24 protein-coding genes and 2 tRNA genes are annotated in these 25738 nt (G+C 66.4%); 24 read left to right on the forward strand and 2 right to left on the reverse strand.

Annotation, left to right across the window (positions count from 1 at the left end):
• The first annotated feature begins 33 nt into the window (after positions 1 to 33).
• The 9 genes from obgE to J2808_RS20815 all read left to right on the forward strand — a co-directional run bounded on the left by obgE (position 34) and on the right by J2808_RS20815 (position 7435).
• Positions 34 to 1623: a GTPase ObgE gene (gene obgE, locus J2808_RS20775; RefSeq protein WP_309820491.1), complete on the forward strand. Its 1590-nt coding sequence runs from the start codon at positions 34 to 36 to the stop codon at positions 1621 to 1623.
• Complete coding sequence (proB, locus tag J2808_RS20780; protein ID WP_309820493.1) at positions 1613 to 2764, forward strand: glutamate 5-kinase; 1152 nt, start codon at positions 1613 to 1615, stop codon at positions 2762 to 2764. The genes obgE and proB overlap by 11 nt, the downstream gene beginning before the upstream one ends.
• A gap of 26 nt (positions 2765 to 2790) precedes the next feature.
• Positions 2791 to 4167, forward strand: a complete 1377-nt coding sequence (locus J2808_RS20785) for a glutamate-5-semialdehyde dehydrogenase (protein ID WP_309820494.1) — start codon at positions 2791 to 2793, stop codon at positions 4165 to 4167.
• A gap of 77 nt (positions 4168 to 4244) precedes the next feature.
• Complete coding sequence (locus J2808_RS20790; RefSeq protein ID WP_309820496.1) at positions 4245 to 4475, forward strand: hypothetical protein; 231 nt, start codon at positions 4245 to 4247, stop codon at positions 4473 to 4475.
• 1 nt (position 4476) lies between these two features.
• Entirely contained in the window at positions 4477 to 5145 is a 669-nt protein-coding gene (gene nadD, locus J2808_RS20795; protein ID WP_397428099.1) for a nicotinate-nucleotide adenylyltransferase, read from the forward strand.
• Between the two features lie 7 nt (positions 5146 to 5152).
• The gene (locus J2808_RS20800; RefSeq protein ID WP_309820498.1) at positions 5153 to 6388 is read left to right on the forward strand and encodes a hypothetical protein; all 1236 of its coding nucleotides are present in this window, start codon (positions 5153 to 5155) and stop codon (positions 6386 to 6388) included.
• A 46-nt stretch (positions 6389 to 6434) separates the two neighbouring features.
• Positions 6435 to 6836 (forward strand): ribosome silencing factor, encoded by a 402-nt coding sequence (rsfS, locus tag J2808_RS20805; RefSeq protein WP_309820499.1) that lies wholly within the window; start codon positions 6435 to 6437, stop codon positions 6834 to 6836.
• 98 nt (positions 6837 to 6934) lie between these two features.
• A tRNA-Ala gene (locus J2808_RS20810) sits at positions 6935 to 7007 on the forward strand.
• Positions 7008 to 7359: 352 nt separating this feature from the next.
• Positions 7360 to 7435, forward strand: a tRNA-Ala gene (locus tag J2808_RS20815).
• Between the two features lie 88 nt (positions 7436 to 7523).
• Here the strand turns inward: J2808_RS20815 and J2808_RS20820 are convergent.
• Positions 7524 to 8831: a cyclopropane-fatty-acyl-phospholipid synthase family protein gene (locus tag J2808_RS20820; RefSeq protein WP_309820501.1), complete on the reverse strand. Its 1308-nt coding sequence runs from the start codon at positions 8829 to 8831 to the stop codon at positions 7524 to 7526.
• A gap of 84 nt (positions 8832 to 8915) precedes the next feature.
• Between J2808_RS20820 and J2808_RS20825 the strand changes: the two genes are divergently transcribed.
• From J2808_RS20825 to J2808_RS20855, 7 genes are all read left to right on the forward strand, one after another.
• A complete protein-coding gene (locus J2808_RS20825) occupies positions 8916 to 9269 on the forward strand; it encodes a zinc ribbon domain-containing protein YjdM (RefSeq protein WP_309820503.1) in 354 nt (117 codons plus the stop codon).
• Between the two features lie 18 nt (positions 9270 to 9287).
• Positions 9288 to 10346 (forward strand): FAD-dependent oxidoreductase, encoded by a 1059-nt coding sequence (locus tag J2808_RS20830; RefSeq protein WP_309820505.1) that lies wholly within the window; start codon positions 9288 to 9290, stop codon positions 10344 to 10346.
• Between the two features lie 106 nt (positions 10347 to 10452).
• On the forward strand, positions 10453 to 11595 hold the full coding sequence (locus J2808_RS20835; RefSeq protein ID WP_309820508.1) for a class I SAM-dependent methyltransferase: 1143 nt from the start codon (positions 10453 to 10455) through the stop codon (positions 11593 to 11595).
• Positions 11596 to 11754: 159 nt separating this feature from the next.
• Positions 11755 to 12957 carry an ROK family transcriptional regulator gene (locus J2808_RS20840; RefSeq protein WP_309820511.1) on the forward strand — a complete coding sequence of 401 codons (1203 nt, stop codon included), beginning with the start codon at positions 11755 to 11757 and terminating at the stop codon, positions 12955 to 12957.
• Between the two features lie 108 nt (positions 12958 to 13065).
• A complete protein-coding gene (locus J2808_RS20845) occupies positions 13066 to 14418 on the forward strand; it encodes an extracellular solute-binding protein (protein ID WP_309820513.1) in 1353 nt (450 codons plus the stop codon).
• A 36-nt stretch (positions 14419 to 14454) separates the two neighbouring features.
• Entirely contained in the window at positions 14455 to 15339 is an 885-nt protein-coding gene (locus J2808_RS20850; protein WP_309820543.1) for a carbohydrate ABC transporter permease, read from the forward strand.
• Positions 15336 to 16220, forward strand: coding sequence for a carbohydrate ABC transporter permease (locus tag J2808_RS20855; protein WP_309820516.1), 885 nt, complete (start codon positions 15336 to 15338; stop codon positions 16218 to 16220). The genes J2808_RS20850 and J2808_RS20855 overlap by 4 nt, the downstream gene beginning before the upstream one ends.
• 31 nt (positions 16221 to 16251) lie before the next feature.
• On the opposite strand, the gene J2808_RS20860 is transcribed toward J2808_RS20855, so the two are convergent.
• Positions 16252 to 16455: a hypothetical protein gene (locus tag J2808_RS20860; protein WP_309820519.1), complete on the reverse strand. Its 204-nt coding sequence runs from the start codon at positions 16453 to 16455 to the stop codon at positions 16252 to 16254.
• 155 nt (positions 16456 to 16610) lie between these two features.
• Between J2808_RS20860 and J2808_RS20865 the strand changes: the two genes are divergently transcribed.
• From J2808_RS20865 to metE, 8 genes are all read left to right on the forward strand, one after another.
• Positions 16611 to 17618, forward strand: a complete 1008-nt coding sequence (locus J2808_RS20865; protein WP_309820521.1) for an AAA family ATPase — start codon at positions 16611 to 16613, stop codon at positions 17616 to 17618.
• An 8-nt stretch (positions 17619 to 17626) separates the two neighbouring features.
• On the forward strand, positions 17627 to 18511 hold the full coding sequence (locus tag J2808_RS20870) for a DUF58 domain-containing protein (RefSeq protein WP_309820523.1): 885 nt from the start codon (positions 17627 to 17629) through the stop codon (positions 18509 to 18511).
• Positions 18501 to 18971 (forward strand): hypothetical protein, encoded by a 471-nt coding sequence (locus J2808_RS20875; protein WP_309820524.1) that lies wholly within the window; start codon positions 18501 to 18503, stop codon positions 18969 to 18971. The genes J2808_RS20870 and J2808_RS20875 overlap by 11 nt, the downstream gene beginning before the upstream one ends.
• Positions 18962 to 19957, forward strand: coding sequence for a vWA domain-containing protein (locus J2808_RS20880; protein ID WP_309820526.1), 996 nt, complete (start codon positions 18962 to 18964; stop codon positions 19955 to 19957). Before J2808_RS20875 ends, J2808_RS20880 begins: the two co-directional genes overlap by 10 nt.
• A complete protein-coding gene (locus tag J2808_RS20885) occupies positions 19954 to 21045 on the forward strand; it encodes a VWA domain-containing protein (protein WP_309820528.1) in 1092 nt (363 codons plus the stop codon). Before J2808_RS20880 ends, J2808_RS20885 begins: the two co-directional genes overlap by 4 nt.
• Positions 21042 to 21794: a hypothetical protein gene (locus tag J2808_RS20890; protein WP_309820530.1), complete on the forward strand. Its 753-nt coding sequence runs from the start codon at positions 21042 to 21044 to the stop codon at positions 21792 to 21794. The genes J2808_RS20885 and J2808_RS20890 overlap by 4 nt, the downstream gene beginning before the upstream one ends.
• A gap of 385 nt (positions 21795 to 22179) precedes the next feature.
• Complete coding sequence (locus tag J2808_RS20895; RefSeq protein ID WP_309820533.1) at positions 22180 to 23163, forward strand: methylenetetrahydrofolate reductase; 984 nt, start codon at positions 22180 to 22182, stop codon at positions 23161 to 23163.
• Positions 23164 to 23217: 54 nt separating this feature from the next.
• Positions 23218 to 25557: a 5-methyltetrahydropteroyltriglutamate--homocysteine S-methyltransferase gene (gene metE / locus J2808_RS20900; protein ID WP_309820535.1), complete on the forward strand. Its 2340-nt coding sequence runs from the start codon at positions 23218 to 23220 to the stop codon at positions 25555 to 25557.
• The last annotated feature ends 181 nt before the right edge of the window (positions 25558 to 25738 follow it).

The following is a 25738-nucleotide window of genomic DNA, read 5'->3' on the forward strand; positions in this document are numbered from 1 at the left end:
GGGCGGCCAGGAAACAGCACTGAGGAGATCCACGTGGCGAGCTTTGTAGACCGGGTAGTACTGCACGTATCCGGCGGTACCGGCGGCCACGGCTGTGTCTCCGTCCACCGGGAGAAGTTCAAGCCTCTCGGCGGTCCCGACGGCGGCAACGGCGGCGACGGCGGCAACGTCATCCTCCGCGTTGACCACCAGACCACCACCCTGCTGGATTACCACCACGCCCCGCACCGGCACGCCACCAACGGCGGGCCCGGCATGGGGGACTGGCGCGGCGGCAAGAGCGGCGAAACCCTGATACTTCCTGTCCCGGACGGCACCGTGGTCAAGGCCAAGGACGGCACCGTCCTCGCCGACCTCGTAGGCGAAGGCGCCGAATACGTTGCAGCCGCCGGCGGCCAGGGCGGTCTGGGCAACGCCTCGCTGTCCTCCCAGAAGCGCCGCGCCCCGGGCTTTGCGCTCCTGGGCATCGAGGGCGAGTCCAGCGACATCGTGCTGGAACTGAAATCCATTGCAGACATTGCGCTGGTGGGTTTCCCCTCTGCCGGCAAATCAAGCCTGATCGCGGCCATGTCCGCTGCGCGGCCCAAGATTGCCGATTACCCCTTCACCACCCTGATTCCCAACCTGGGCGTTGTCCAGGCCGGTGATATCCGCTTTACCATCGCCGATGTCCCCGGCCTCATCGAGGGCGCCAGCGAGGGCAAGGGCCTGGGCCACCACTTCCTGCGCCACGTGGAGCGCTGTGCCGCATTGGTGCACGTGCTGGACTGCGGCACGCTCGAATCAGACCGTGACCCGCTCGCCGACCTTGCCATCATCGAAGCGGAACTGGAAAAGTACGCCGTTGACATGAGCTACGCCGGCACCGACGGCGAAGTGGTTCCTCTGAACCACCGCCCGCGCCTCGTCGCCCTGAACAAGGTTGACCTGCCGGACGGCAAGGACATGGCCGAATTCGTCCGCCCCGAACTGGAATCACGCGGATACCGCGTCTTCGAGATCTCGGCCACCAGCCACGAGGGGCTCCGCCAGCTTGGCTTTGCCATGGCGGAAATCGTCCAGGCTGCCCGCGACACCCTGGCAGCCGCTCCTCCGAAGGTCCAGCCGCCCGTCCTGCGGCCGCGCGCCGTCAACGAGTCCGGCTTCAAGATCCGCCGCGAAGAAAAGAACCTGGAGCCGCTGTTCCGCGTCCTTGGCGAGAAGCCCGTGCGCTGGGTCAAGCAGACCGACTTCACCAACGAGGAAGCCATCGGCTACCTCGCGGACCGGCTCGCCAAGCTGGGCGTGGAAAACGAACTCTTCAAGCAGGGCGCCAAGCCGGGCGACACCGTGGTGATCGGCGAGGACGACGGCGTCGTTTTCGACTGGGAGCCCACCATGATGGCCGGTGCGGAACTGCTCGCCGCGCCCCGCGGCACCGACGTCCGCTTTGCGGATATTGGCGACCGCCCCACCCGTGGCCAGAAGCGCGACGAACAGCAGGAACGCAAGGAAGCCAAGGCCGCCGCCCGCGCCGAGCTCGAAGCAGAGCGCAAGGCCGGAATCTGGACCGAATCGGTCAGCAGCCGCCGGATCGCCAAGCCGCTCAAGGAGAGTGGACTGGGCGCAGACGATGACCAGTAGTGCCGCCACCGCGGTGCCGCACCAGCGGACCGCGGACCGCAGCGTGCTCGCGAATGCCCGCAGGATCGTGGTCAAGGTCGGTTCGTCGTCGCTCACCAGCATCAAGGGCGGCATCTCCGAAGAAGCGCTGACGGCCCTCGCCGATGCCCTGGCCGCCAAACGCAACGCCGGCACCGAGATCATCCTGGTGTCCTCGGGCGCCATCGCGGCAGGCCTGGCCCCACTCGGCCTGGCCAAGCGCCCCCGGGACCTGGCCACGCAGCAAGCCGCTGCCAGTGTGGGTCAGGGCCTGCTGATGGCACGGTACACCCAGGCGTTCGGCGCCCACGGCGTGACTGTCAGCCAAGTGCTGCTCACCGCCGATGACCTGATGCGGCGCAGCCAGCACACCAATGCCTTCCGCGCGCTGGACCGGCTCCTGAACCTGGGGGTGGTGCCCGTGGTCAACGAGAACGACACCGTGGCCACCCACGAAATCCGTTTCGGTGACAACGATCGTCTGGCTGCCCTGGTGGCACACCTGGTCCGCGCCGACGCGCTGGTGCTGCTCTCCGACGTCGATTCCCTCTACGATGGCCCGCCGTCGCACGGTGCCAAGCGGATTCCCCTGGTGGAAGGCCCGCACGACCTCGACGGCGTCACCATCGGCAAGGCAGGCAAAGCCGGTGTGGGTACCGGCGGCATGACCACCAAGGTGGAGGCTGCCACCATCGCGGCCGGCTCCGGCATCCATGCCCTGGTCACCTCCACTGCCAACGCAGCTGCGGCTCTCTCCGGCGAAGACGTCGGCACCTGGTTCACGGTCAACGGTGCACGCAAGCCCGTGCGGCTGCTGTGGCTTGCCCACCTCGCCTCCGTCCACGGCCGGCTGATTCTCGACGACGGCGCCGTCAAGGCTGTGCGCCACCGCCGCACGTCGCTGCTCCCGGCCGGCATCTCCGCCGTCGACGGCGATTTCGAGGCGGGCGACGCCGTCGAAATGGTGAGCATGGACGGCACCGTCATCGCGCGGGGGCTCGTCAACTACTCCGCGGCGGAACTGCCGCAGATGCTGGGCCGGTCCACCAAAGAACTGGGCAAGGCCCTGGGCCGGGGTTACGACCGTGAAGTTGTTCACGTTGATGACCTGGTGCTGGTCTGAACCCGCAACTCGCCTAAACTTGGATCATGACTGAGGCACTGACCCACACTACTGCTGCGACTTCCGGAGATAGCACTGCAGTTCCCGCTGCCCCGGTAACACCGGAAATGACTGCACCGGAAACGGCAGTGCCGCTGTCACCGCAGGACGTCGAGGCCGCTGTCCACGCCATCGCCGACCGTTCCAAGCACGCCGGCCGGCGGATGTCGAAGGCCAACCGCGCCTGGAAGGACCGGGGCCTGCGCGCCATCGGCGCCGCCCTGCTGGAACGCAAGAGCCTCATCCTGGCCGCCAACGCCAAGGACGTCGCGGCCGGCAAGGCCAACGGCACGTCCGCGGCCATGCTGGACCGCCTGACACTGACCGATGCCCGTATTACCGGGCTGGTGGATGCCCTGGAGAACCTCGCCAACCTGCCCGACCCCGTAGGCAACGTGGTGCGCGGCCAGACCCTGCCCAATGGCCTCCGCCTGCGCCAGGTCAACGTGCCCATGGGCGTGGTGGCTGCCATCTACGAGGCCCGCCCCAACGTCACTGTGGACATCGCCGGCCTCGCGCTCAAGAGCGGAAACGCCGTTATTCTCCGTGGCGGCACCGCCGCAGCAGCCACGAATGAAGCCCTGGTCCACGTGCTCCGCGACGCCCTCGAGAGCGTTGGCCTGCCTGCCGACTCCGTGCAGACCGTGGACCAGTACGGCCGTGAAGGCGCCAACGCCCTGATGCGGGCCCGCGGCCGCGTTGATGTCCTGATTCCCCGGGGCGGCCGTGACCTGATCCAGTCCGTTGTCTTGAACGCCGCCGTGCCTGTGATCGAAACCGGCGAGGGCAACGTGCACATTTTCATCGACGAATCCGCCAGCGAAGAAATGGCGGTGGAGATCCTCCTGAACGCCAAGACCCAGCGGCCCAGCGTCTGCAACACGGTGGAGACGCTCCTGGTCCATTCACGCTCCACCGTCCTGCCCGCCGTGGCCGCCGCGCTTCGGGCGGCCGGCGTCAGGCTGCACACCGACGAGCGGATCCGTGCCGCCCTGCCGTCCTCCATCGAGTCCACGCCGGCAACGGACGAGGACTGGGGAACGGAATACATGGACCTCGACCTGGCAGTGGGCATGGTGGACAGCCTGGACGACGCCGTCAAGCACATCCGCACGTGGTCCACGGGTCACACCGAAGCCATCCTCACCAACAACCTCGCCAACGCCGAGCGGTTCATTGCCGAGATTGATTCGGCTGCCGTGATCGTCAACGCGTCGACGCGGTTTACCGACGGCGGCGAGCTGGGGCTGGGTGCCGAAGTCGGCATCTCCACGCAGAAGCTGCATGCCCGTGGCCCGATGGGCCTGACCGAGCTCACCACCACCAAGTGGATCGTGCAGGGCGAGGGCCAAGTCCGCGGGTAGCTTCGCGGTAACATAGACAGAAGTCCGGAACGGCGGGAAGATCCGCTGCCACATCCTGAAGAATCCTAGGGGAGAAAATGCTGCTCCAGCAGATCGCCATGACAGTTGCCGAAGGCGAAGAACACGAACTTGCCCCGCTGTGGGCCGAGCCGTGGGTGTTCGGGGTGGTCATGTTCGCCTTCCTGCTGGTGATGATGTTCGTCACCTTGTCCCACACGAACCTCGGTAACCGGCACTCAGCGACCGAGGAGCACGCAGATCCGCACCGCCAGCACCCCAACAAGCACGACCACGGCCAAGGCCACTGACATTTCCCGTGTTCTGCACCGTGACGGTGCGCAAAGGCGGCTTCGGCTTGGCGTGATGGGTGGGACGTTCGATCCCATCCACCACGGCCACCTGGTGGCAGCAAGCGAAGTGGCTGACAAGTTCGACCTTGATGAAGTGGTGTTTGTCCCCACCGGACAGCCGTGGCAGAAATCGCACAAGCAGGTCAGTGAGCCTGAGCACCGCTACCTCATGACGGTGATCGCCACGGCATCGAACCCCCGCTTCACCGTAAGCCGGGTGGACATCGACAGGCCTGGTCGGACCTATACCATTGATACCTTGCGCGATCTCCGGACCCAGCGTCCGGATGCTGACCTGTTCTTTATCACCGGCGCGGACGCCCTGGCGCAGATCCTGTCCTGGAAAGACATCGACGAGTTGTGGTCGCTGGCTCATTTTGTCGGTGTAACACGTCCCGGGCACGTGCTGGACGGCATGGGTCGGAAAGACGTCAGCCTGCTGGAGGTGCCGGCCATGGCCATCTCCTCCACGGACTGCCGGGCCCGGGTCGCCGGAAACAACCCCGTCTGGTACCTCGTGCCGGACGGTGTGGTGCAGTACATCGCTAAATATGGACTGTACGCCGAGGGAACACAGCCCCAACGTGTCCAAACAACCGAAACAGACGAGCCAGCCAGTACTGAATGAGTTCTCAATGAGTCAGGAACAGCCCCCCGTCCGCAGCCGCCGCGAACTGCGGCAGGCCAGAGATGAGAAGACGGCTACCGGGTCAACAGGCCCGGGCCAGGTTTTGCCTGCCTCAAAACAACGGCGCGCAGCCGATGCCCCGGTGGATTCGGCCCCCGAACAGTCCCAGGCCCAGCGGTCCTCCCAGATCCGCGCCCGCGACCGTGCGGCCCTGCGCACCATCAAGGAACTTGAGGAAAAGGAAGGCCAACTCTCGGCCGGCGGCCCTCCCACGCGAAGGCAGTTGAGGCTCCAGCAGCTCAAGGAACAGGCCGTCACCTCGGCCAACCCCATCATTCCCGCCCCGATGGGAAAGCCGCTTCCCGCCCCGATTGGAAAGCCGGCCCCGACGGGTAAGCCGCTGCCGGTCCCTGCCAGCGCGCCGCCCAGCGCCAAGCCGGAGCCCGCAGGACCTCGCAAGGGTACGGGCGTTCCGGATGGCATGAGCGTGGAGCAGGCACTCGCGGCCCGCACTCTGATTGCCGCGCAGGCCAAGAACCAGCTCGCCAAAATGGAGCATATAGCCTCGCTTGACCCCGAGGTAGTGGACCCCGACATCCTCGCGGAGCAGATTGCGCTGGCAGAGCGGGCCGCAATACTCAACCGCCGGGCCATGGCCAAGCAGAAGCTGGCCGAGCAGACCGCGCCGCAGGGCCCGCCGGCGCAAGGCGCACCCACGCAGGCCGTGCCCGCTCAGCCAGCAGCCGGTCAGTCAGGGCCAGCCACCGCCGACAACCTCGCCATGGTGACACCGCTTGAATTTGTCCAGGTGCCCGGCGTGGACCGTCCGGTGATGAAGCCCCCGGCAACGTCGTATGTTCCAGTCCAGACCCAGCCGGGAGCCAAGGTCCGGCCTGGCGGCAAGGGCCGCCGTCCAACCACGGCGTCCAAGGCGCCAGCCTCCGCGTCCGGCGCCCCGTCTGGCCGTTCCCGGGTCATCGCCCGGGCCGAAGCCGCTGCCCGTGCCGCTACCGAGCCGAAGCGAATCATTCCTGCTGTTCCGGCGGGGGAGGCAGACGATCTTTTCGAGGACCTGCCCCGCATCCCGGCCCGGTCCGCCCATGGCCTGGAGCCGCTGGATGCGGCGACGGCAGGCCTGGCCCGCGCAAAGCGGCTCAGGCTCATGCAGGTGCTTGTCCTGGTCTTCGGGATCGTAGCCCTCATTTCCGGCGTCATCCTTATCGCCACCGGCATCTCCCGCTGACTGGCCGCGCCCTTTTACGAAGCTTTAGAAAACTACAAGGAGTCCCGTGACTGCATCAGATTCATCCATCGCCACAGCCCGCCACGCCGCCAAGGCCGCTGCGGACAAGATCGCCCACGATATTGTGGCCCTCGATGTGAGTGAACGCCTCGCCCTGGCCGATGTTTTCCTCATCGCGTCCGCACCCAGCGAACGCCAGGTCAACGCCATCGTGGACGGCATCGAAGAAGAACTTTCCAAGCAGGACCTCCGTCCGGTTCGGCGCGAGGGCCGCTCCGGCGGCCGCTGGGTGCTGCTGGACTACTCGGACATCGTCATTCACGTCCAGCACGAAGAGGACCGGGTTTTCTACGCCCTGGAGCGCCTGTGGAAGGACTGCCCCGTCGTCGACCTGCAGCTCGGCGAGGACAGTTCAGTCAAGGCGTCGGCCGCTTCAGAAACCGAATAGCCCACCTCGCCGGCCCGAATATGCCGGATTTGGAATTTTCGGAAATGCTGGTCTAAGATATTTGAGTTGCTCCGGAGATCACGGAGTAACGAAGGTCCGGGGCTGTGGCGCAGCTGGTAGCGCACCTGCATGGCATGCAGGGGGTCAGGGGTTCGAGTCCCCTCAGCTCCACCGGACAGTCCGCCGGAATCGAAAGATTCCGGCGGACTTTTTTGTTGCCGTCGGAGTTCCCCTCGCTGACGGTGCGCATATCCTCCCATATGGTCTTATCCCCGTGTCGTTCGCGGGGGATAAGTCCCTTTGGCGGGGACTTTTCCACATCATGCCGAAGACAGCCGTCGCGTGTGTACGGAGCCCGCGGGAATCTCCTGGGCTTATCCGCGGAACCCGCCCCTGAAGGTCCGGATACGCGAACAGGCCCAGGATTACCGGGAGGGAGCTCCCGATTGGCGCCGGGCGCGAATTTCTATTAAGCTAATCAGGTTGCTTCGAGCGGCCCGAAAGGCCCGCGGGGCATCGGTTTGGGGCTGTGGCGCAGCTGGTAGCGCACCTGCATGGCATGCAGGGGGTCAGGGGTTCGAGTCCCCTCAGCTCCACCAAACCGGACGAAAGTCCAACAAGAAGAGCCACCCGGCCGGGTGGCTCTTTTCGTTTTGCCGGGAACTTCGGCCCGCCCGCGGGGGCGGTTCAGATCCAGTCTGTCCGACGCAGCGGCGGCTGGCCCCCGCCGGCACGCTGCACCAGGATCTGGTTCACTCCCGTGAGGCCCGTTTCAAACCCGACGGCGCTTGAGGCCATGTACAGCCGCCACACCCGCGCCCGTCCGAGGCTGGTGAGCCTGACCGCTTCGTCCCAGTTCGTCTCCAGCCGGCGCACCCATGCCCGCAGGGTCAGGGCGTAGTGCTGGCGCAGCGCCTCCACGTCCAGCACCTCGAACCCGCCGGTTTCCAACGCCGTGACCATCTCGCCGAGGCTGAGCATTTCGCCGTCCGGGAAGACGTACCGCGGAATGAACGAGTCCGGGTCCGGCTTGGTGCGTCCGGCGTTCCAGGAGATGGCGTGGTTGAGCAGCCGGCCGCCGGGACGAAGCAGCCCGTGCAGCACGTCCACGTAATGGGGTGACTGTTCCCGGCCCACGTGCTCGGACATGCCGATGGAGCTGATCGCATCGAACGGTCCGTCGGTGATGTCCCGGTAATCCTGCACGCGGATATCGATGTTTTCAGTCAGGCCGGCATCGGCCGCCCGCTTGCGCGCCAGCACAGCCTGCTCCGAGGAGAGGGTTACGCCCACTACGGTGACGCCGTACTGCTGAGCAGCATGCAACGCAAGGCTGCCCCAGCCGCAGCCCACGTCCAGCACCCTCATTCCGGGTTTGAGGCCAAGCTTCCGGCAGACCAGGTCCAGTTTGGCCTTCTGCGCCCCGTCCAGTCCGGCCGGGAGGCCGGTGTTATCCACGTAAGGTCCTTCACTCCACACCGCGCACGAGTACACCATCGATGCCCCCAGCACGAGGGCGTAGAAGTCGTTGCCGACGTCGTAATGGTGTGAGATCGCCGCTGCATCCCGCCGGCGCGTGTGAAGCCCTCCCTTTCGAGTGACCTTTGCCTCTTCGGGAGGCGGCGCAGGGTTGGGGCCCACGGCTCCCAACCGGACGGCTGTACTGAGCAGGGTGGCCAGTTCGCGGGGCGTCAGGGGCCGGAAGGGGCCGGGTTCGGAGAATTTGCCTACGGAACTCAGGGCGGTGAAGGCCTCGAAGATGTCACCTGGCGCATCGATGTCCCCGGCAACATATGCGCGGCTCAACCCCAGCTGACCAGGCGACCACAGGATGCGCCGCAGCGCCCGGCGGGACCTGAACTCGAGCACCGGTGCGTCGGGTGGACCCGCCTCGGAACCGTCCCACGCCCGGAGCCGGAGCGGAATCTCCGCTGTCCCCAGGACGATTCCCAGCGCTTTCGCCAGCAGCGATGCTGCCCCGTTGTCTGTTGTCATGGTGGGTGCCTTTCTTCAGGTATGGCCCAACAGTACGACGACGGCGCGCACCTGTCAGTGCCGCGCCCCGATTATCATGGGGGAGTGACTGAGACCCTGCCGCCGTGTCCTGAATGTGCCAGTGCCTACACCTATGGAATGGGTGCGCTCCTGGTGTGCCCGGAGTGCGGCCACGAGTGGGCGGACGAGGTGACCGCTGTAGCCGAAGAGGCAGGACCACGCGTCATCAAGGATGCTGTGGGCAACGTCCTCGCCGACGGCGACACCGTGACGGTGGTCAAGGATCTGAAGATCAAGGGCAGCTCCGGCGTCATCAAGGTGGGCACCAAAGTGCGTGGCATCAGGCTGATGGACGGCGTGGGGGACCACGATATCGACTGCAAAGTGGACGGCGTAGGACCCATGCAGCTCAAATCCTCCGTGGTGAAGAAGGTCTAGCGGACCCGGCCAGCAGAGATGGAACACGGAGCCACAGACGTTGTGGTCATCGGCGCGGGGCAGGCGGGGCTCTCGGCGGCCTACCACCTGCAGCGCAAGGGGCTCGAATTCAAAGTCCTCGACGCCGAGCAGGGCCCGGGCGGTGCATGGCGGCACCGCTGGAAGAGCCTGGTGATGGCCACGGTGAACGGCATCAGCGACCTTCCCGGAATCGCCAAGCCAGACGTTGACCCCACAGAACCCAGCTCAGAGTTCCTGAGCAAGTACTTTGACGGCTACGAGCGGGAACTCGGTATTGAGGTCCTGCGCCCGGTCAAGGTCAGCTCAGTAGCCCGGGAGGATGCAGATCCGGCAGGAAACCTCCGCGTCGGTTCCGACCGCGGCGAGTGGCTGGCGAAAGCGGTCATCAACGCCACGGGTAGCTGGACCCGGCCGTTCTGGCCCATCTATCCGGGCCGCTCCACGTTCCTGGGCCGGCAGCTGCATGTGGCCGACTACGTCTCCGCAGAGGAGTTCCGCGGCCTGCACGTCATTGTGGTAGGCGGGGGCATTTCCGCCGTCGGGCTGCTGGACGAGATCTCGCAGGTCACCACCACCAGTTGGTTCACCCGCCGCGAACCGGAATGGCGCGATGCCACCTTCGACGCCCGGGCCGGGCACCGCGCCGTCGCCCTCGTGGAAGAACGGGTGCGCCAAGGGCTGCCGCCGCAAAGCGTTGTGGCCGTGACCGGGCTCATCTGGACGCCCGCCCTGCGTGCGGCAGAACAACGTGGGGCGCTGCACCGGCGCCCCATGTTCACCGCCATGGAGCCCGACGGCGTCCGGCTCACCGACGGCAGCCACCTCCGGGCGGACGCCATCCTCTGGGCCACCGGCTTCCGCGCCGAGCTTGAACACCTCGCGCCGCTGCATCTCCGGGGACCCGGCGGCGGCATCGCCATGGACGGTACCCAGGTGGCGGCCGAGCCGCGCGTGCACCTGGTGGGCTACGGTCCGTCGTCGTCCACCATCGGCGCCAACCGGGCGGGCCGGGCGGCCGTGACCGCCATCCTGAAGCTCCCCGCGCTCCAGCAATAACCACCCGCACACCAGCACGCACCAACACAAGCACGCATCAACACAAGCACGCATCAACACAAGCACGCACACCAAGCACACCAATCAGACAGACGGCAGGAAACACGTGGCAGCGAACAGCCTTGAGGACATCTTCGGCACGCTTAGGCGGCACCCGGACGTCGAAGCCCCCAACTTGCAGGCCTGGGACGCCACGGACAAGCTTCTGCTCGAAGCCGCGGCAGGCCGCGTGGGCCCGGACAGCAGCCTGGCCGTGATCGGCGACCGTTACGGCGCCCTGACCCTAGGCGCGCTTGGTTTCCTCGGGGTCCGGCGGGTCCGCGTGCACGAGGATCTCATCACGGGAGAACGTGCCCTCCGGAACAATGCAAGCGCCCTGGGGCTGGCAGGCTTCGAGCAGCTGCCGCTGGGGGAGGAGCTGCTCGCCGGTGCGGAGACTGTACTGCTGCAGCTGCCCCGGACCCTGGCGGAACTCGAAGAAATCGCCGGGGCCGTGGCCCGGTACGCCGCCCTGGACGTTCTGCTCCTTGCCGGCGGGCGGATCAAGCACATGTCCTTGGCCATGAATGCTGTTCTGGAGCGCCACTTCCAGAATGTCCAGCCCCAGCTGGCGCGGCAGAAGTCCCGCCTCATCGTCGCCGGCGGCGCCGGGCGGGCCTCCGCCGTCGAGCATTCGGCCGTCGAGCACCCCGCCCTCGAACACCTTGCCGAGCTGGACCTGGACGTTGCAGCGCACGGCGCAGTCTTCGCCGGCGCAAAGCTGGACATCGGCACCCGGTTCCTGCTGACGTTCCTGCCGGCGATGCCCTCTGCCCGGCATGCGATCGACCTGGGCTGCGGCAGCGGGATCCTCGCGGCCATGTACGCCCGCCAGAATCCCGGGGCACGCGTCACGGCCACGGACCGGTCCGCCGCCGCCGTCGCTTCGGCGCTGGGCACGGCACGGGCCAACGGCCTGGCGGACAGGATCACCACGCTCCAGGATGACGCCATGAGTACGCTGCCTGCCGCCAGCGCTGACCTGGTCCTGCTGAACCCGCCGTTCCACCTGGGGGCCAGCGTGCATGCCGGCGCCGGAATAAAGCTGTTTGAAGCAGCCGCCAGGGTGCTGGCACCGGGCGGTGAGCTGTGGACAGTTTTCAACCGCCACCTGCAATATCTCCCCGCGCTGGAGCGGCTGGTCGGCCCCACTACAGTCAAGGGCAGCAACCCAAAATTCACCGTTGCAGTCAGCACCAAGCGGGCGTAGCCCATACAGCCGCGTCGCGGCCCGCCTCCGGCTCTGGGCGTGCGTCAGGCGGTAACGTACCATTCAGACATCATCACTACGAGGCCGCAAACCATAGGGGAGACCGTGCCAGAAACTCGCCAGCCCTCGGCTCCACGGCGCGGTACCAACCTGCCGCGGATGGGGGACTTTAACCTCACGGTGATCCTCGATGCCATCCGCCGGTCAGCCGGTGGCCTCAGCCGCGTTGAGCTCGCCCAGATCGTGGGACTCTCGCCGCAGACAATCTCCAACATTTCGCGCCGCCTGCTGGACCAGCACCTGATCGTCGAAGCCGGGAAGGAAGGCAGCGGCCCCGGAAAACCGCGCACCATGCTCCGGCTCAACCCGGCCGGCATGTATGCCGTTGGCGTGCACCTGGACCCCGCCGTGACAACTTTTGTGGTCCTGGACCTGGTGGGTTCCGTGGTGCAGCACTCCCGGATCAAAACACCCGGCGGGAACGATCCCGCCGCCGTGATAGCCACCATGGCCACCGAGATCGGGCAGCTGGTGGCCGAGTCCGGTGTGGACGCCAGCAAGATCGCGGGCCTGGGCCTGGCCGCTCCCGGGCCGATCGACCTTGACAACGGCACCGTGGTTGACCCGCCGCTGCTGCCGGGCTGGGACCGGGTGGAACTCCGGGACGCGCTGGCCAAGGCGACCGGCTACTCCGTCCTGGTGGACAAGGACGTCACCAGTGCCGCCGTCGCCGAAACGTGGGCCGGCGGCCCCAGCGGCGCGGGCAGCTTTGTGTTCATGTACATGGGCACCGGCATCGGCTGCGGCATTGTGCTTAATGATGAAGTGGTCCGCGGAACATCAGGGAACGCCGGCGAAATTGGCCATATCATCGTGGACCCGGACGGCCCGGCCTGTGACTGCGGCCTGCGGGGATGCGTAAAGTCCTCGGCCATCCCACAGGTGCTGGTGGCCGAGGCTATCGCTGCCGGCATCCTGGATGGCTCCGGAAAGCAGACCAGCGGGGCTGAGGTGCAGCAGAGTTTTGCACAGCTTTGCGACCTCGCCGACGCCGGTGACGCCAGGGCCCTTGCCATCATCGACAAGTCAGCCGTGCTGGTAGCCCGCGCTGTTTCGGTAGTGACCAACACGCTCGATGTGGAAAGAGTGGTGTTCGGCGGCCCGTTCTGGAGCCGGATTGCGGACCGCTACCTGGAGAAGATCCCGGCGCTGGTGGATGCCAGCAGTGCCGCCCGCCAGATCCATACCATCGAGGTTGTCGGCACCGGAGTCGGTGAGGATGTGGGCGCTATTGGCGCTGCCTGCCTGGTCCTGGAACATACGTTGGCGCCTCGGGCGCAGCGGCTTCTCCTGGAAGTCTGAACGGGGGCTCCTTGCCTGTTGCAGGAGCCCCATCTAGCATGTGGATATCGCCGCGGCTGGGGGCCCGCAGTCAAAGGGAACGGCAGCCATTGATTTGAATGGAGCACCATGCGTCGTCGGGCCTTTGAAATTACCGCACTGATTGCTGCAGCAGCGTTTGTGCTGACGGCTTGTTCACCCGCAGCCCCGCAGGTCGAGGCCAAGACGCTGAAGGTGGTCTACCAGAAGACTGACTCCTTCAGCGCCCTCGACAACCTTTTCCAGGCGGCCAAACAGGAGTTTGAAGCCGCCAACCAAGGCGTCACGGTTGCCTTGGAACCCATCCAGGCGAACGACGACGACTACGGCACCAAGCTTGCCCTGGCCCTCCGTTCGCCTTCCACGGCCCCGGACGTTTTCTACGAGGACACGTTCAAGGTCCGGTCCGACGTCGACGCCGGCTACCTCCTGAAACTGGATACCCACCTTGAGGGGTGGAAGGACTGGGATACCTTCGACGACGGCGCCAAGGCAGCCGGGCTGGGGGACGACGGCGGCACCTACGCGGTCCCGCTGGGCACCGACACCCGGGCCATCTGGTACAACAAAAAAGTCCTCACAGCCGCGGGCGTCAGCGTCCCGTGGGAACCCCGAACCTGGCAGGACATCCTGGACACCGCCCGGAAGATCAAGGCCAGCGACCCCTCCGTCGTGCCGTTCAACATGTACGCCGGCAAAGCCACCGGTGAAGGCACCGTGATGCAGAGCTTCTACGAACTGCTCTACGGAACAGGAGCCGAACTCTACGACGCGGATGCCAAGAAATGGGTGGTCGGGTCCCAGGGGTTCAAGGACTCGCTGACGTTCCTCAAAACCCTTTACGACGAAAAACTGGCCGTCTCCCCGGCCGAGGCGCTCGATGCGAACGTGTGGAAAAAGGTCTTCGGGGAATGGCTCCCGCAGGGCAAGATGGGCGCCACCGTGGAAGGGTCCTACACGCCGTCCTTCTGGCAAAAGGGCGGGGCTTACGAATGGCCGGAATATGCCCAGGACATGGGTGTGGCCCCGTTCCCCACACAGAACGGCCAGGCCCCCGGCGGAGTCAGCATGTCCGGCGGATGGACCCTGGCGGTCGGCGCTGGAACCAAGGACCCGCAGTTGGCGTTTGATTTCCTGGCCACCGCCCTGAACCAGAAGAACTCCCTGGCGTTCAACGTTGCCAGTTCCCAGATCGCCGTGCGGAAGGATGTCGCCGCGGATGCCGGCTACCAGGCGGCCAACCCGTTTGTGAAGGAGGTGTCCGAACTGGTGGCCGTCACGCACTACCGGCCGGCCACGGCAGACTACCCGCGGATTTCAGCGGCAGTCCAGGAAGCCACCGAAGCTGTGATCACCGGGGCGAAATCCCCGGAACAGGCGGCGGCCGCTTATGACACGGCGGTGAAGGGCATCGTAGGCGATGCCAAAACCGTCGCGAAGTAACCGGTGGCCACATCCACACTCCAGCGGCTGAGCACGATAAACCGGCTTCATCCCCAGCTCCGGCGGCGGGCACGGTTGCTCCCGGTCCTTCCCGCGGTCCTGCTTCTGCTGGTGTTTCTGGCCGGGCCTGTGCTGTGGGCCTTCCACGCATCGTTCACCAATGCCGCGCTCACCGGCCGGAACGCCCGCAGTCCGGGGTGGGTGGGGCTTGAGAACTACCAGCGCCTGTTTACCGACCCCGTCCTGCCGCTGTCCCTTGCCCTGACCGTCATCTTTGTTGGTGGCTCGGCCATCCTGGGCCAGAACCTGCTGGGACTCGCCATCGCCCTCCTGATGAAGCGGGCGCGCCCGCCGGTGGCCGCCGTGGTGGGAACCGCGGTGGTGGCCGCCTGGGTGCTGCCGGAGATCGTGGCTGCCTTCGCCGCGTACGCCTATTTCAGCCGCGACGGAACACTGAACCAGGTCCTGGGCGGCCTGGGGCTCGGACAGCCTGACTGGCTGTATTCGTTCCCCATGGTGGCCATCATGCTCGCCAACACCTGGCGCGGCACCGCGTTCTCCATGCTGGTGTACCGCGCCGCGCTGGAAGATATCCCCGGTGAGGTCACGGAGGCCGCGCTGATGGACGGCGCCGGCGGCTGGCGGCGGCTGGCCTACATCACCATCCCTATGATCCGCGGCAGCATCGCCACCAACCTCATGCTCATCACGCTGCAGACGCTGGCCGTGTTCACCCTCATCTGGGTCATGACGGCCGGCGGCCCCGCCAACGCCAGCACCACGCTTCCCGTGCTGGCGTATCAGGAAGCCTTCAAGTTCGGGGACATTGGGTACGGCACGGCGGTGGCGTCCGTGCTGATCCTGATCGGCCTTGTGTTCGGCGCGGCCTACGTGCGGCTCCTCCGCGAGTCCAAGCCATGACGACGGCGGCGCGGGCCTCCGCAGCGGCACGGCGGCGGACGGGAGCCGGTGCAGTCTCCCGGGCGCAGCAGCGTGCCCGTGTTCCGGCGGACGCAGCCCTGATCCTGATCGGAGCCTGTTTTGTGCTGCCGCTCCTGTGGCTGGTGTTTGCGTCCCTTGATGTCTCGGCCGGCCACGAGGCGAGGCTGCCCGCCCGGGTTTCCCTGCATAACTTTGCTGCGATTATGACACCGGGCCTGCTGTTCCAGCCGCTGTGGAACAGCATGGTGCTCTCTGCCGGGACCGCGGCCGTCAACCTGATAGCAGCTGTCCTGGCTGCCTACCCGCTCTCCCGGTACCAGTCACGGTTCAACAGGCCGTTTATGTACACCATCCTGTTCGGGACCTGCCTGCCGATCACCGCCATCATGGTCCCGGTCTACGGGCTTTTTGTACAGCTTGACCTCTTGGATTCCATGGCGGCAACCATCTTTTTTATGGCCACCACCACGTTGCCCATGGCCATCTGGATGACGAAGAACTTCATGGACGCCGTGCCGGTGTCACTGGAGGAGGCGGCCTGGGTGGACGGGGCCTCCGGATTGACGGCGCTGCGGACCATCGTGCTGCCTTTGATGCGGCAGGGGCTGGGCGTGGTGTTCATCTTTGTGTTCATCCAGGCCTGGGGAAACTTCTTTGTCCCGTTCGTCCTGCTCCTGTCCGAGGCACGGCAACCGGCAGCCGTCTCGATCTTCAGCTTCTTCGGACAACACGGGGCAGTGGCTTATGGCCAGTTGGCCGCCTTTTCCATCCTGTACTCCGTACCGGTCCTGGCGCTCTACGTCATCGTGGCCAAGGGCGCCGGCAACTCCTTCGCCCTGTCAGGCGCAGTTAAGGGCTGACTGTTGGGGGGTGTCAGTCAGACAGGGACGGTCAGTCGATGTCCTCAACTATGACCCCGTAGGGGATGGTGTCGTCGAGATGCGCCTGGTGGCCGGTGGGACCTACGTTGTAGGTGACCCGGACGCCATGGGACTGGTCGGCGGCTGACTGCTGCAGAACAGGTTTGACGGCAAGGATAAACCGCTCGCTTTTGTCGGCGAGAAACTGTTGGTAACTGGCTGGAAGCTCCTTCATTGCAACAGGATAGACCCGCGGACCCGCCATGGGGAGGGGTCCCCATTTGCGGGTATATCCGCAGGTGGCTTGGATAGGATGGCGGGCGGAGTGCAGCCGGCCGGCAACACCACCAGTCCAGTCACACCAGGTACCAGCCATCAGGGGGAAATCCAGTGCTTCAGACCAGTGCGCCCGCACGCATCGAACCGGCGGAACTGGCCCGTGCACAGCAGGTGGTGGCAAACATTTCCCGCAGCTTCGAAGCCAAGGTGGTGGGTCAGTCGCGGCTTCGTGAATCCCTGCTGGTGGGCCTACTGACCGGCGGGCACATCCTGCTGGAAAGTGTCCCGGGCCTGGCGAAAACCACCGCCGCCCAAACCGTGGCCGAGGCCGTGAGCGCGGAGTTCCGGCGGATCCAGTGCACCCCTGACCTGCTGCCCAGCGACATTGTGGGCACGCAGATCTACGACGCTGCCAAGGGCACCTTCATCACGCAGCTGGGGCCCGTGCATGCCAATATCATCCTGCTTGACGAGATCAACCGCTCCAGCGCCAAGACCCAAAGCGCCATGCTCGAAGCCATGCAGGAACGGCAGACCTCCATCGGGGGACAGGAGTACAAGCTGCCCTCGCCGTTCCTGGTGCTCGCCACCCAGAATCCAATCGAGCAGGAAGGCACGTACCAGCTGCCCGAGGCGCAGATGGACCGCTTTATGCTCAAGGACGTGCTGGACTATCCGTCGCCGGCCGAGGAGACGGAGATCCTCCGGCGCATTGACGCCGGGATCTTCACCGCAGAGCAAAAACCTGCCGCGGCCGCCTCGCTCGACGCCGTGGTCGGAGTGCAGGATCTGGTCCGGCGGATCTACATCGACCCGGCCGTCATCAACTACATCGTGGGCCTGGTGTTTGTCACCCGGAACGCCGAACAGTACATTGACCGCCGCCTGGCCGGCTTCATCGAATTTGGTGCCAGCCCGCGCGCCAGTATTGCCTTCAGCCAGGCCGCCCGGGCGGTTGCACTGCTCAACGGACGGGACCATGTGATCCCGGAGGACGTGAAGTCCCTCGCCCACCGCGTGCTGCGGCACCGCCTGATCCTGGGGTTCGACGCCGTGGCCGAGCAGGTGCCGGTGGAGACAATCATCGATGCCGTCGTGGCGTCCGTCCAGACCCCCTGAGCCCGGCGGTGACCAGCCTCCTCCACCGCGTGAAGTCGAAGATGGCCATCTTCGCCCACCGGAAAGCCCGCGGCATGCTCGACGGCGAATACGGTTCAGTCTTCCGTGGCCGCAGCCTGGACTTTGACGACCTCCGTGCCTACGTCCCCGGCGACGAGGTCCGGGATATCGACTGGAAGGCTTCCGCCCGCCACGGCTCCCCGCTGATCAAGAGGTATGTGGCGGTGCGGCGGCAGACCGTCCTGCTGATCGCCGATACCGGCCGGAACATGGCTGCAGAATCCCGCGACGGCGAAACCAAGAAGGACATCGCCGTGATGGCGCTCGGCGTGGTGGGCTACCTGGCCCACCGGCACGGCGACGTGGTGGGCCTGGTCTGCGGGGACGCCAACAGCACACGCTCGCTTCCTGCCAAGGCCGGAGAGGCACACCTGGAACGGCTCCTGCGGGAGGTTGACTCGGCTGCTGGCCTGGACTCCGGCCCCAGCAGGATCGAGGACCAGCTGGAGCACGTGGCCCGCACGGTCAAGGGCAGGTTCCTGCTGTTCGTGGTGGCCGATGAATTCGCCGCCAGCCCGGGGACGGAACAGCTGCTGCGCCGCCTGCGCGCCCAGCATGAGATCCTTTGGCTCACCGTCCGGGACGCGGACCTGGCCGGTACGGGCAGCGCCCCGCGGGAGTCGTTCAACGTGGCTGACTCCTCCGTCCTGTTGGGGCACGTGGCTGGGTCCGCGGTTGTCGCCGCGGCCTATGCCAAGGCCGCGGAGGAGCGGGAGGCCGGCAGGCAGGCCATGTTCCGCCGGACAGGCATCACGCAAGGCCACGTGAGCGGCAGCAGCACGGTCATGACTGAATTGTTCGCCCTCCTGGAAAGGCACCGGCGTGCAGGCTGATCCCGGCATCATCGGACCGCTCCCGTACAGCCATGGCTGGATGTGGGCGGGCCTGGCCCTGCTGGCAGCGGTGCTGGGCTGGTACTTCTTTGTGTTCGTCAGCACCCGTCCACGGCGGGCACCTGTGCCGCCGGCCAGGTTCACGCCGCCGTCGGACCTTAATGACCTGAAGCTGGCTTACGTGCAAAGGATCGACGCCGTGACCGCCGACGCCGCCGCCGGGTTGCTGACTGCCCGCGAATCGCACCTTGAGCTGAGCCTCCTGGTCCGCAGCTTCGCCCGGGACGTCACCGGCGTGGACGCCCTCCGGATGACGCTGGCTGAGCTTCATGGTCATCCACTGCCCGCCGTCGCGGAAGCTGTCCGCGGGATCTATCCGGGCGAGTTCGGCCTGGAGCCGCTGCCGCCTGTGGAGCAATCCGCCGAGACGGTTCGCCGGGCGGTGTGGCAATGGAACTGATGTTCTGGTGGCTGATCCCGGTCGCGCTGCTTCTCGTTGCTGTTGCCCTCTGGCTTGCGTACCGCCCGGACCTCCGGGCAAACGCACGACGCCGGCCGGTAGCCCATGCGGACCGCCTCACCGCGCTGCCCGAATACCAGGCCGCCCTGCGGCGCCACCGCCGCTGGCTCGCCGTTGCTGGTCTCGCGGCAATCACCATGCTGGTGTCGGCGGTGGCCGCGGCAGCCCGGCCGGTGGAACTGACCACCATCCGGCCGGAGCAGCGGAACCGGGACATCATGCTGTGCCTGGACGCTTCCGGCTCCATGAGCAGCGCCGACTCTGCCGTGGTGGAGGTCTTCGGTGTCCTGGCGAAGGAGTTCGACGGCGAGCGGATAGGCCTCACCATTTTCGACAGCAGCGCCGTCCAGGTCTTCCCCCTCACCGACGACTACGAGTATGTGCAGGAGCAGCTCAAGCTGGCCAAGGACGCCTTCGATGGAAACCCGGGCAGCGCCGGATTCCTGGACGGCACCTGGAGCGGCCGGGGATCGTCGCTGATCGGCGACGGCCTGGCCTCCTGCGTCAACGGCTTCCCCGGCACAAAGCCTGACCCTGGCCCGCAGCGCTCGCGGTCCGTTGTCCTGGCAACCGACAACTACCTCTCCGGCGATCCGATCTTCACCCTGGCACAGGCGGGTGCCCTGGCACAGGACGCCGGCGTCCGGGTGTACGCGCTGAATCCCGGGGACTTCGACTACGGGCCGGGCCCAGGCCAGCCCGGCGCCACGCTGCGGGCAGCCGCCGAAGCCAGCGGCGGCGCCTACTACGCGTTGGACACCCCCGATGCCGTGGCGGACATCGTGCGAAGGGTGCAGGAAACGGAAGCCGCCGCGGTGCAGGGTGCCCCCCGCGCCGTCGTCTCGGACCGTCCTGACCTGCCGTTGTCGATTGCACTCCTGTCCGGCCTGGTGCTGGCCGGCGCGTCCTGGAGGCTGCGGCCATGACCCTGCAACCGATCCTTCCCTGGTGGCTGATGGCTGTCCTCATCGCCGCGGTAGTGGTGTTCCTGGGGTGGCGGCTGGTCCGGGCGTTACGGGCGCCTGCCGGTGGCCGGCGTCGGGAATGGCTGTTCCGGGGCGCCCTGGTGCTGCTGCTCCTGGCCGCTGCACTCCGGCCGGGTGTCCCCGGCGGCAGCGCCCAGGCAGCCACCTCTGACCTGAACGTCTTCCTTGTGGTGGACACCAGCAGCAGCATCGTCGCGGAAGACTACGGCAACAGCTCACCCCGGCTGAACGGGGTACGCCAGGACATCAAAGCTATCGCCGGCGAACTGGCCGGAGCCCGCTTTTCCCTCCTGACGTTCGACAGCAGCGCCGTTGTCCGGATGCCCCTCACCACCGACACGACGGCGCTGGACACCGCCGTCGCCGTGGTGCAACCCCAGGTGACCGCCTTTTCGAAGGGCAGCAGCGTCACGGCCGCCGGAAAGCTGCTGACCGAGCGGCTGCGCACGGCGCGGGACAGCCACCCCGAACGGCCCCGGCTGGTCTATTACTTCGGCGACGGTGAACAGACCAGCTCCGGGGCGCCGGAGGCAATCAGGGTGGACGGCGGCCTGGTCAACGGGGGAGCGGTGCTGGGCTACGGCACCTCCGAAGGCGGCCGGATGAAGGAAAACACCGGTCAGCGTTCCGGCAGCGACGGCGGGGCCGGCTACATCCAGGACCGGACAACCGGAAGCGGCAGGGACGCCCTGTCCGTCATCGACGAGGGCCGGCTGCAATGGATTGCCGGCCAACTTGGTGTTCCCTATGTCCACCGTTCGGCCGGAGATGCCGTGGCCCCGATGATGCAGGCGGCGGATCCGGGCGAGCTGCAGCGGGCTCCGGAGGGTTCCGGCGTTGACGGCCGGACAGAGTTCTACTGGATCTTCGCGTTCGGCGCCTTCCTGCTTGGCCTGCGCGAGGCATTCCTGCTGCTGCGCGAATGTCGGCGGCTCCCGCGTGCACTGCCCTTCCCTGAGCGTGCACAGACAAGCCCTGAGCGTGCACAAACAATCGCAGTCCCGCACGCCGGGGAGGCGCGGAAATGATGCACTCCACACAGGTGCCGTCCGGATCTCGGCTGCAGCGCCGCCGTCGGCTGCTCACATGGTCTGTGCTCCCCGTCGTGCTCGTACTGTGCGTGGCCGCCAAGCTGCTCAGCGTGGGTGTGCTCGCCGGCAACGCGTCGAGGGCCTTCGATGCCGGTGACTCCGGGGCAGTGGCGGATGCCGCGGCGGGGCTTCGGATCGCCAACTTCACTGAACCGCACAAGGCGCCGTTCGTGGCGGGTGACGGTCTGTTCCTCGCCGGGGACTTCGGCGCAGCCCGGCTGCGCTTCGAGGAGGCACTGCCGTTGGCCCCGGATGCTGACGCATGCGCCGTCAGGGTCAATCTGGTGCTCAGCATCGAACGCCTCGGTGATGCCGAAGTTACTGCGGGGGATCCGACGGCGGCCGGCCGGCTTTTCGCCGAAGGGCTGGCAGTGGTGGAAGGAGCGCCGGCCGGCTGCTTTGGCTCCAGCGCCGACGAAAGTGCCAAGGCGGAGTCGGGGGAGAAGCTGGAACAAGCCAAGGAACGGCTGACCCAGAAGGCTGGGGAAGTTGCCGGCGGCACCCCAACGCCTGAACCGGGGAAGCCCGGGCAGGACCATCAGCCTGCGGAACCGGGAAACCAGAGCCAACTCGACCAGCTCAAGGACAGAGCCCGCGAAGCCCAGGCTGAACGGAATTCCGGGAGTGAGCGGGACGAGTATCTCCGTGACGATGACTTCGATCCCGGAGCGGACCGGCCTTGGTAGCCAGGAAATTCAGTTCTGTGGCGCCGTGCCCGATATCCCACCGCTGAATACCACAGCACAAAACGGCGAACAATATTCTGTGCCGTGACGAAACCGGACGTAAAGCTGCGTCTTAATTCGGCAGTGGACTTGAACCGTGTCCTGCGGGATCCTAGAGTTCTAAACAAGTTACCGAGGTAACGTGTCAGCGATCCTCCGCGTTTGGAGGGTGTGGGTGCCCCCATGTGGGCCTGACATTTGCTCACGGAGAACTTCATTCCAGGCGTAACAGTCGCGGCTGCGTCCTTGTGGAGTTTTTTCGTGTTCCCCAAACTCAATTCATTGCGGCACCTCCGTCACATTTTGCTGACCGGTCGCCGTCAATGGCTCAAAGCCAAGGACGCAAATGTCACCGCCAAGCCTTATCGAAACACATCCAAATCTGTCCGAGACCGCCCCCGTGGCGCTCTCCTATGAACTCTTCCCGCCGCGCACACCGGCCGCCGCAGAGTCCCTCTGGACCACCATCCGGGAACTGGAAACCACCGAGCCCGACTATGTTTCCGTCACTTACGGTGCCAGCGGCTCAAACCGGGACACCGCCGTCGAACTCATCAACCGGCTCCTGCTCGAAACCACGCTCCGTCCGCTGGCCCACCTGACCTGTGTGGGCAACACGCCGGAAGAACTGGCCGAAATCATTGGGGACCTCCTGGACACCGGGGTGCGTGGCATCCTGGCGCTCCGCGGCGACCGCCCCCAGGACGGCGAACCGCCCGTGGCCGGGTCACTCCGGTACGCACAGGACCTGATTGAACTCATCCGCCGTGTTGAACAGCGCCGCTCGGCGCTCCTGTGCGCCGGCAAGATCGCCGTGGGTGTGGCGGCGTACCCCACACGGCATCCGGAGTCTCCCAGCGAGGCCCACGACGTGGAGGTTCTGCTGGCGAAGCAACGCTCCGGCGCTGATTTCGCCATCACGCAGGTGTACTTCCACACCGAGGAGTACGCGGACCTCACCAGCCGGGCCCGCCGCGCCGGCGTCACCATCCCGATCATCCCGGGTGTTATGCCGCTGACCAGCCTGCGCCGCGTCACCCGCCTCGGCGAGCTGGCTGGCGTTCAGCCGGCACCGGAACTCCTGGCCCGCCTGGCCGGCGCAGAGACCGACGCCGAGCGGCTCCGGATCGGCGTCCGGGCCACGGTTGACCTGGCCAACGCGGCCCTGGATGCCGGCGCACCGGGCATCCACCTCTACACCTTCAACGAACACGTGAGCGCACTGGAGGTGCTGGACAAACTGGCACTTCCGCGCCACGTCCGTTCAGTTGGCCGGCGCAGCGCTGCTGTCCGTTCCAACGCCTCGGCCCAGCGCCAGCTCGCCAGCTGACCTGCCAAAACCCCTAGACCCATCTCACAGCTCCAACACTCCAAGGACTTTCCCATGACTGAACAGAACACCCCCGCAACTCCGTTCCCGGCTGCATCCCTCCTGGGTTACCCCCGCATCGGCCGCCGCCGCGAGCTCAAGAAAGCCGTCGAGGCCTACTGGGCCGGCAAGATCGACGCCGCAGCACTCGACGCCGCAGCCAAGGACATCCAGCTGACCATCGCCAAGCGCCTGCAGGAACTCGGCCTCACCGAAGCAGCTGCCGTGCCGGGCACTTTCTCCTACTACGACCAGGTCCTGGACGCCACAGCGCACCTGGGCGCGGTACCGGCCCGCTTCGGCAAGCTCCTCAACGCTGAGGGCCAGCTGGACATTGACGGCTACTTCACCCTGGCCCGCGGCAACAAGGAACAGCAGCCGCTGGAAATGACCAAGTGGTTCGACACCAACTACCACTACCTGGTTCCCGAAATCGGCCCGGAGACCGAGTTCACGCTCGCCTCGAACCGCATCGTTGAGGAATTCGGGTTCGCTCTGGCCAACGGCATCGAGACCCGCCCGTACATCGTGGGCCCGGTCACCTACCTGCTGCTCTCCAAGGCATCCGACGACGCACCCGCCGGCTTCGCCCCGCTGTCCCGCCTCGAGGACATCCTGCCGGTCTACGTGCAGCTCCTCGAGAAGCTTGCCGCAGCCGGCGCCAGCTGGATCCAGCTCGACGAGCCCGCACTCGTTGTTGACCAGGACACCCCGGCCGCCGAGATCGAAGCAGCCGTTGCCCGTGCCTACGAAGTCCTCTCCGGTGCTGCCCAGCGCCCGCAGATCCTCGTGTCCACTCCTTATGGTGCCTTGGATGGCCAGCTCGGCACGCTTGCCGCCACAAACATCGACGCCCTGCACATCGACGCCTTCAAGGGTGCGGTTCCCTCCGCAGCTGCCTTGGCCGGCCTCGGCAACAAGACCCTCGTTGCCGGCGTCGTTGACGGCCACAACATCTGGCGCAACGACCTCGCCGTCGCTGCCGCCAAGCTGGATGAACTGAAGGCTGCCGCCGGCCGGGTCGCCGTCAGCACCTCCACATCCACCCAGCACGTCCCGCACGACGTCACCGAAGAAAGCCAGCTCTCCGACGAGCTCCGCAGCTGGCTCGCGTTCGCCGACCAGAAGGCCGTGGAAGTCAAGACGCTCGCGTCCTACCTGGCCGACCCGGCCTCCGCCAAGGCAGCCATCGATGAGGCATCCGCCGTCATCGCGGCCCGCGCCATCGCCGAGGGCGTCCGCCGCGACGACGTCCGGGCCCGCACCGAGGCCCTGACCGCAGCCGATTTCAGCCGCTCCGCTTACGCAGTCCGCGAAGCCGCCCAGGAGGAGGCGCTGCACCTGCCGCCGCTGCCCACCACCACCATTGGCTCCTTCCCGCAGACCTCCGAGATCCGTTCGGCCCGTGCCCGCAACAACAAGGGCGATCTCACCAACGAGCAGTACGAGCAGCTCATGAAGGACGAGATCAAGCGCGTTGTGGAGCTGCAGGAAGAGCTGGGCTACGACGTCCTGGTGCACGGCGAGCCCGAGCGCAACGACATGGTGCAGTACTTCGCCGAGAACCTCGAAGGCTTCGACGTGACCGTCCATGGCTGGGTCCAGTCCTACGGCTCACGCTGCACCCGTCCGTCCATCCTGTGGGGTGACGTCACCCGCAGCGCCCCCATCACCGTGGCCTGGGCCGAGTACGCCCAGTCGCTGACCAACAAGCCCATGAAGGGCATGCTCACCGGTCCGGTCACCATCCTGGCCTGGTCCTTCGTCCGCGACGACCAGCCGCTGGGCGAGACCGCCAACCAGGTGGGCCTGGCCCTGCGCGACGAGATCGCTGACCTCGAGGCTGCCGGCATCAAGGTCATCCAGGTAGACGAGCCTGCACTGCGCGAACTCCTGCCGTTGCGCAAGGCCGACCACGCCGCCTACCTGAAGTGGTCAGTGGATTCCTTCCGCCTCTCCACCGCCGGTGCCGCTGACGCCACCCAGATCCACACCCACCTCTGCTACTCGGAGTTCGGTGTGATCATCGACGCGATCGACGGCCTCGATGCAGACGTCACGTCCATCGAAGCCGCACGCTCACGCATGGAGGTTGTCCACGACCTCGAGTCCCACGGCTTCGGCCGCGGCGTTGGCCCGGGCGTCTACGACATCCACTCGCCGCGTGTTCCGGGCGAAGCCGAAGTCACCGAGCTGCTGGCCACCGCCGTGAAGCATGTTCCGTCCCGCCAGCTCTGGGTCAACCCGGACTGCGGCCTGAAGACCCGCGGTTACGCCGAGACTGAAGAGTCCCTGCGCAACCTGGTCAAGGCCACCAAGACGGTCCGCGCCGGCCTGCTGGAAGCCGCAAAGTAACACCTCTGGTGGTTGGCTTGTCGAAACCTGGATCTCGACAAGCTCGATCACCGGTTTCGAGCAAAGCGCGACGGCGGGCGGGGCCCACAAGGGGCCCGCCCCCCGCGCCCGTTTATTTGGGGGGGGTTGGGGGTTAGCGGGGGTGGGGGGTGGGGAAACAGAATGCCCACGCGCCGGGCCC

It is taken from the genome of Pseudarthrobacter sulfonivorans, assembly GCF_031454915.1.
GTDB lineage: Bacteria > Actinomycetota > Actinomycetes > Actinomycetales > Micrococcaceae > Arthrobacter > Arthrobacter sulfonivorans_C.

What these genes read in the sequence shown, in the direction of transcription:
- J2808_RS20785 (WP_309820494.1), top strand. Translation starts at nt 2,791, where the DNA reads ATGACTGAGGCACTGACCCACACTACTGCTGCGACTTCCGGAGATAGC.
- J2808_RS20895 (WP_309820533.1), top strand. Translation starts at nt 22,180, where the DNA reads ATGTCACCGCCAAGCCTTATCGAAACACATCCAAATCTGTCCGAGACC.
- J2808_RS20790 (WP_309820496.1), top strand. Translation starts at nt 4,245, where the DNA reads ATGCTGCTCCAGCAGATCGCCATGACAGTTGCCGAAGGCGAAGAACAC.
- metE (WP_309820535.1), top strand. Translation starts at nt 23,218, where the DNA reads ATGACTGAACAGAACACCCCCGCAACTCCGTTCCCGGCTGCATCCCTC.
- proB (WP_309820493.1), top strand. Translation starts at nt 1,613, where the DNA reads ATGACCAGTAGTGCCGCCACCGCGGTGCCGCACCAGCGGACCGCGGAC.
- J2808_RS20840 (WP_309820511.1), top strand. Translation starts at nt 11,755, where the DNA reads ATGGGGGACTTTAACCTCACGGTGATCCTCGATGCCATCCGCCGGTCA.
- J2808_RS20830 (WP_309820505.1), top strand. Translation starts at nt 9,288, where the DNA reads ATGGAACACGGAGCCACAGACGTTGTGGTCATCGGCGCGGGGCAGGCG.
- J2808_RS20885 (WP_309820528.1), top strand. Translation starts at nt 19,954, where the DNA reads ATGACCCTGCAACCGATCCTTCCCTGGTGGCTGATGGCTGTCCTCATC.
- J2808_RS20860 (WP_309820519.1), bottom strand. Translation starts at nt 16,455, where the DNA reads ATGAAGGAGCTTCCAGCCAGTTACCAACAGTTTCTCGCCGACAAAAGC.
- J2808_RS20800 (WP_309820498.1), top strand. Translation starts at nt 5,153, where the DNA reads ATGAGTCAGGAACAGCCCCCCGTCCGCAGCCGCCGCGAACTGCGGCAG.
- J2808_RS20855 (WP_309820516.1), top strand. Translation starts at nt 15,336, where the DNA reads ATGACGACGGCGGCGCGGGCCTCCGCAGCGGCACGGCGGCGGACGGGA.
- J2808_RS20820 (WP_309820501.1), bottom strand. Translation starts at nt 8,831, where the DNA reads ATGACAACAGACAACGGGGCAGCATCGCTGCTGGCGAAAGCGCTGGGA.
- J2808_RS20845 (WP_309820513.1), top strand. Translation starts at nt 13,066, where the DNA reads ATGCGTCGTCGGGCCTTTGAAATTACCGCACTGATTGCTGCAGCAGCG.
- J2808_RS20880 (WP_309820526.1), top strand. Translation starts at nt 18,962, where the DNA reads ATGGAACTGATGTTCTGGTGGCTGATCCCGGTCGCGCTGCTTCTCGTT.
- J2808_RS20890 (WP_309820530.1), top strand. Translation starts at nt 21,042, where the DNA reads ATGATGCACTCCACACAGGTGCCGTCCGGATCTCGGCTGCAGCGCCGC.